The organism is Paenibacillus forsythiae T98 (assembly GCF_000520735.1).
GTDB lineage: Bacteria > Bacillota > Bacilli > Paenibacillales > Paenibacillaceae > Paenibacillus_AQ > Paenibacillus_AQ forsythiae.
Window position 1 is genome coordinate 1 of record NZ_ASSC01000845.1, and the last position, 5116, is coordinate 5116.

Consider the following 5116-nt stretch of genomic DNA (forward strand, 5'->3'; position numbering starts at 1 on the left):
TCGGCTCCGGCGGCTTCACCGCATAATCATGCCGGTTCGGCGTACGGGTAAAGCTTCCGGGTGCTCCGACGTAAGGCCGGGCAATGACCCGGCCCACCGAGAATTCCGGCGCCATCGTCAGCTCTCTGGCGATATGGCAGGCGCGGTACAGCTCATCCAGCGGAATGACCTCCTCATGCGCGGCCAACTGGAATACGCTATCCGCCGAGGTATAGACGATCCATGCCCCCGTCTTCAGCTGCTCCTCGCCGTATTCGACAAGAATTTCGGTGCCGGAGGCCGGTTTGTTGCCGATAACCTTGCGCCCTGTCGCAGCCTCGAATTTCTGTATAAGCTCGTCCGGAAATCCGTCCGGATACGTATTGAACGGCGTCTCGATCTTCAGCCCCATCAGTTCCCAGTGGCCGGTCATCGTATCTTTGCCAACGGAAACCTCCTGCATCTTGCCGTAATAGCCCTCCGGGGTCTTAACCGGCTCAAGCGGCGGCAGGGGAGCAATGTTCGCCAGGCCCAGACGCTGCATGTTCGGCAGCTTCAGCCCGGGATTCCGCTCCAGAATATGGCCGAGCGTATGCGCCCCGGCATCGCCGAAGGCGGCGGCATCCGGAGCTTCCCCGATGCCGACACTGTCAAGTACGATAAAGCAAATCCGTTTAAAAGAGGACACTTCCGTCCACGCTCCCTCAACCTAAGTATGGTATGTTCCTGTTCAATCATCACCCGATTTATTTCCCGGGAAAAGGCGTTACCTCGCCCGGGGATGATGCCTTTCATAGACTTCCTTCATATTCGCGCGGGCGATTCCGCTGTACATCTGCGTAGTGGAAATGTCAGCATGTCCGAGCATTTGCTGCACGGAGCGCAAATCGGCTCCTCTCTCCAGCAGATGAGCGGCGAACGAATGCCGCAGCGTATGCGGCGTAATATCCTGCCGAATGTTCGTTTCCTTCGCATATTTTTTAATCATTTTCCAGAAGCCCTGCCGGGTGAGCCTGCCGCCGAGACTGTTCAGAAACAGGGCCGGTTCATTCTTCCCTTCGCGCAGCAGCTTGTCCCGGGCGCTGCCGGTATAAGCCTCCACGCATTCCGACGCGGCAGCTCCAATTGGAACCACCCGCTCCTTGCCCCCTGCACCGGAGCACCGCGCAAATCCGAGACCGGTCTGCACATCGCCCACATCAAGCATAATCAGCTCGGACACCCGGATTCCGGTCGCATACAGAAGCTCAAGCATCGCCTTGTCACGCAGTCCATGCGGAGTCAAGAGATCGGGCGCTTCCAGGAGACGCTCCACCTCTTCAATGCTCAGCACCAGCGGGGCCTTCCTCTCGGACCGGACCCTTTCCATTTCAAGCGTCGGGTCCGCTGCGATCAGCCTCTCCTTTAGCAGGAATTGAAAAAAGGCGCGGAGCGAGACCTTGTTGCGGTTAATGGTCGCCGCAGCCCGCCCCGCCGCTTTAAGCCCGCTGAGATAGAGCGTAACCAGCGGCTTGCGGATATCGTCCGGCGACAGGGCGCCGCGCTCCGCAGCGTAGTCCAGAAACTGCGCGATATCGCGTCCGTAGGATTCCAGGGTGCTGGACGCCACATTTTTTTCCTCGGAAAGATACTGCAAAAAGGCTTGCAAGTTTGACTTCATCGGTTACGCTCCTACCCGGCGCGCCGATATAGCGCGGCTAAAGATTCGGCGCCAAGAGGCGCCTTGCCGCGGGAGACTTGCAATCTCCGGATTCGCTCCCGCTTCCATACATTCATTCGACAACTTTCGTAATGATTCCTGCCCGAAACAGATCTACTCCCCGTACCAGTAATACAGACGAAGGCGCTCTGCCGGATTCATCGCCTCTCCCCCAGGCTGAATTTCGTTGAACGCCCGGACCGCCGAGCCTTCCGGTATATCCGGGTCGGGCACAGGGTTGATCCAGCTGTGAAGCAGGTCCATTATATTATAGAACAGGAAGCTCAATGCGACAAATATCACAATGTAACCGAGCCGTCGAAGCGCTTTGGGTACGGAAAAGATCATATGGCATTCCTCCCGCCAAGAACTTTGGACACATACAGCAGTTGATCCCGGATGGCAAGGCCGCCGACACGGACAATCTCCTTCCCTCACTTTATGCATCAACAGGTTCTCTTATGTATAGACCGGCCGCCGACGGGCCGGGTTCTCACTGTCTGGCCGCCAACAAAAAGCCCTCTCCGGCATCGAGCCGGGGAGAGCTTTCGGGTTGTAGCTTCTATTCATTTCATTCGGATCACCGCACTCTAAAAAAGTGGGTAGAACCGTTCTGTAAAATTACTCGTTGCGGTTCCCTTCCGATTTGTTCTTCTCCCGGCAGCGGTAGCAAATCCCGTGAAAATCAAGTCTGTGATCGATCACCGAGAAATTGTATTCCTTATCCAGCTTCTCCTCCAGCGATCCGAGCCAGTCTTCACGGACTTCATCCATGCTGCCGCACTGCACGCATATCATATGATGATGATGATGCTTGGAAGTATCCGTACGCAGATCGTATCTGGCGACGCCATCGCCGAAGTTGATCTTCTCCACAATATGGAGCTCGCTGAGAAGTTCAAGGGTACGATATACGGTGGCGAGACCGATCTCGGGAGCCTTCTCCTTTACAAGCATGAACACATCTTCGGCGCTGAGATGATCATCCTCATTCTCCAGCAGTACGCGGACGGTAGCTTCCCGTTGGGGTGTAAGCTTGTATCCCTGGGATTGCAATTGCTGCTTAATTTTATCGATCTTGTCTTCCATAATCATTGTCCCTCCCCCCCAGGAAAAAAAGCGCTGCGTTCTCTAAAGTCACTTCTTTCATTATAGGGGGATTAATCTTGAGAAGTCAAACGCTTTTACTGTCCGCCCTGCTCCGAAGTCGTCTGCACCAAAGAGGGGGTTACCCAGCGCATTATTTAATTGAGATTGGAGGATGGGATGCATTGTTTTATCGACTTACTGGTCATGGAGAGTTATAGTGCTCCGGGATTTGTTTATCCCTTGTCCTCAAACTTTATCTGTTTCTGCTTATGCTGATAAGCTGGATTATACGATTCTAAATTAGCTAGCTAACTCTCCAAAGAATATAACACACAGCAAAACAAACGCCAAAACTACACTTAATAATAAGCCGCACAATAATTTTATGTTCGTGCTTCTGTTTTTCATGTTATAGAACCCGATTATGCTGATCAAGAAACTTATAGTTGTACTAAACAATAGTAAATAGTAAATTTCTCTATTAAAAATTTGCACATTATATATGTATCAAGTTTCGTGACATTGTGAAAAAGAAAACCGCCCAATTAAAAAGTGATAGCAGCAAAGAAACCGTACTTGTTTTTTTCATCAATATCCCCTCCCATTTCATACCAGTTTATTTTATTGATGATATATCAAAATAGAATTCTCTGGAATTATGAGAACCAACGCAGCAATCATGGCTTACTATGCTTACGAAGAATCTACTCTATTTGGGACCTATCCAATCAGTACCGGGATGGAATTTGCTGAACGTGTTAAGAGTCGTGGAGTTTGGGATTACAAATGGACATACGGATATTCAGCAAAATATTTATTTAACGGTTTAACTACCACTGGAGAAGATCTAGGTAATATGCATTATGCTTATGTCGGTAGAGTTGCAGGTGCAGCGCAAATTTATTCAGGAACTTCAAGTCCCACTTGGTATAGTTCATTTTTTGATGATCCAACTGACGTAAGAAAGGCATTAACCGATCAAGGCCATAGCGCCTCTAAAACGACAATCAAGGTACACACCCATGTCACCAACAAAATGAAAAAGGACGCCTCCGATAAAGTGCAAATCCACTTTGGAGACATCCTACATCCAGAGAAATAGCCAATACTAATACCTATCAGCCTTTTTGAACAAGCATAGGAGTTATCCAGCGCATCATGGTCGGCGTCACCCACGTCTCGAAGGAGGAGACGCCGAGAATGAGGACGGCCATAATCAAGGACAGAATCGTATACATGGCAAAAGGACGCCCGACGCGAAGGGGACGGCGAGCGGTCACCCTGCTGCGGATCATGAGCAGCGAAAAAGCGATGGCCGCCGCGCTGCATACGAGAAGCGCCGGGATCACCACCAGGTTATGCGGCGCAACCGATACAAGCGCAAACAGCAAACCGTGCCATGAATACTGGCTGACCAGGCAGCCTACTGTGAAGCCGATCAGGACGCCCTTGAGAAAATCCAGGACAAGGATGCCCGGAAGCCCGATAACCGACAGGCCGAGAATCCAGATTAGGCCGATCCATTTCAGGTGAAGACCCGCGATGCTCCAGAACGATTCCGGCGCTGCGGGAAGCCCGTGTTGGTCCACGGTCATAAAGAAATTGCCCAGATAGTCGCCGAGCTCCTGCTGCTGGTCCATCGTCAGCGCGCTGACAATCAGGGCGCCGAAGACGACCCCCACCAGGAATAACACGGCGACAAAAATATAAAGCGGCGTCTGCTCCTTAATCATATGACGGAAGTTCCGCATCAGGGACGTTCTCCTCTCATGGTCACATGTTACACCATATGAGGATGCGCCCCGCTCTATGACTTGTCCTTGGACGGGACGGCGACCCTGCCGTACGTTCCGCCTCCGCCGGCGGTAAGCTCCAGCCTTCCGGAGCGGGCGGCGGCGATCTTCGAAGCCAGCTCCGCGCCGGCTACCTCAGCCAGCTCCTTCTCGCCCGCTTCGTGCAGGATATTCATCTCGGTGCCGAAGGCCCGCAGCAGCAGATTCATCTTCGCCCTGCCAAGACCCGGGATGAACTCCAGCGGAACCTGATAGCGGTAAGGCGGGCGGCCGCCCGGAACAAACGGCTTCTCCCGGTCCGCGATATTCAGAATCCGGTCCAGCACGCCCTGAACCAGCTTCGTGCCGCCGCAGTAGGGGCAGCGCTGCGAGGTCGCATAAGCTTCGTCGATAATGCTGCCGCAGCCCGCGCAGTACGTGCGGTGATACTTGCCCAGCCGGGGATTAAGCCCGTAGTTGGCCGCCACCCGGCGGCCTTCGCGCCCTTCGAGCGTGAGCCGAAGCTCCGCAAACGAAGGGGCGCCGCAATGCGCAGCGCGTTCTCCAGCCCGAAATA

Annotated in this window: 6 protein-coding genes and 1 pseudogene; 1 reads left to right on the forward strand and 6 read right to left on the reverse strand. The window is 53.2% G+C overall.

The features are described from left to right. The 4 genes from deoB to fur all read right to left on the reverse strand — a co-directional run. Nucleotides 1–667: phosphopentomutase (deoB, locus tag L692_RS0125815; protein WP_025702781.1), on the reverse strand; the 667-nt coding region annotated here is incomplete at its 3' end. A gap of 78 nt (nt 668–745) precedes the next feature. Beyond that, complete coding sequence (xerD, locus tag L692_RS0125820) at nt 746–1639, reverse strand: site-specific tyrosine recombinase XerD (protein WP_025702782.1); 894 nt, start codon at nt 1637–1639, stop codon at nt 746–748. Nucleotides 1640–1792: 153 nt separating this feature from the next. Next, nucleotides 1793–2026: a DUF4227 family protein gene (locus L692_RS0125825; protein WP_025702783.1), complete on the reverse strand. Its 234-nt coding sequence runs from the start codon at nt 2024–2026 to the stop codon at nt 1793–1795. Nucleotides 2027–2299: 273 nt separating this feature from the next. Further along, a complete protein-coding gene (gene fur / locus L692_RS0125830) occupies nt 2300–2767 on the reverse strand; it encodes a ferric iron uptake transcriptional regulator (RefSeq protein WP_025702784.1) in 468 nt (155 codons plus the stop codon). A 658-nt stretch (nt 2768–3425) separates the two neighbouring features. Here fur and L692_RS32195 point away from each other — a divergent pair. Next, nucleotides 3426–3869, forward strand: a complete 444-nt coding sequence (locus L692_RS32195) for a hypothetical protein (protein ID WP_156940594.1) — start codon at nt 3426–3428, stop codon at nt 3867–3869. A gap of 16 nt (nt 3870–3885) precedes the next feature. Here the strand turns inward: L692_RS32195 and spoIIM are convergent, their stop codons facing one another. After that, entirely contained in the window at nt 3886–4518 is a 633-nt protein-coding gene (gene spoIIM / locus L692_RS0125835; RefSeq protein ID WP_025702785.1) for a stage II sporulation protein M, read from the reverse strand. Nucleotides 4519–4574: 56 nt separating this feature from the next. Beyond that, nucleotides 4575–5116, reverse strand: a pseudogene (locus tag L692_RS33275) (TIGR00375 family protein); the annotation flags it as partial.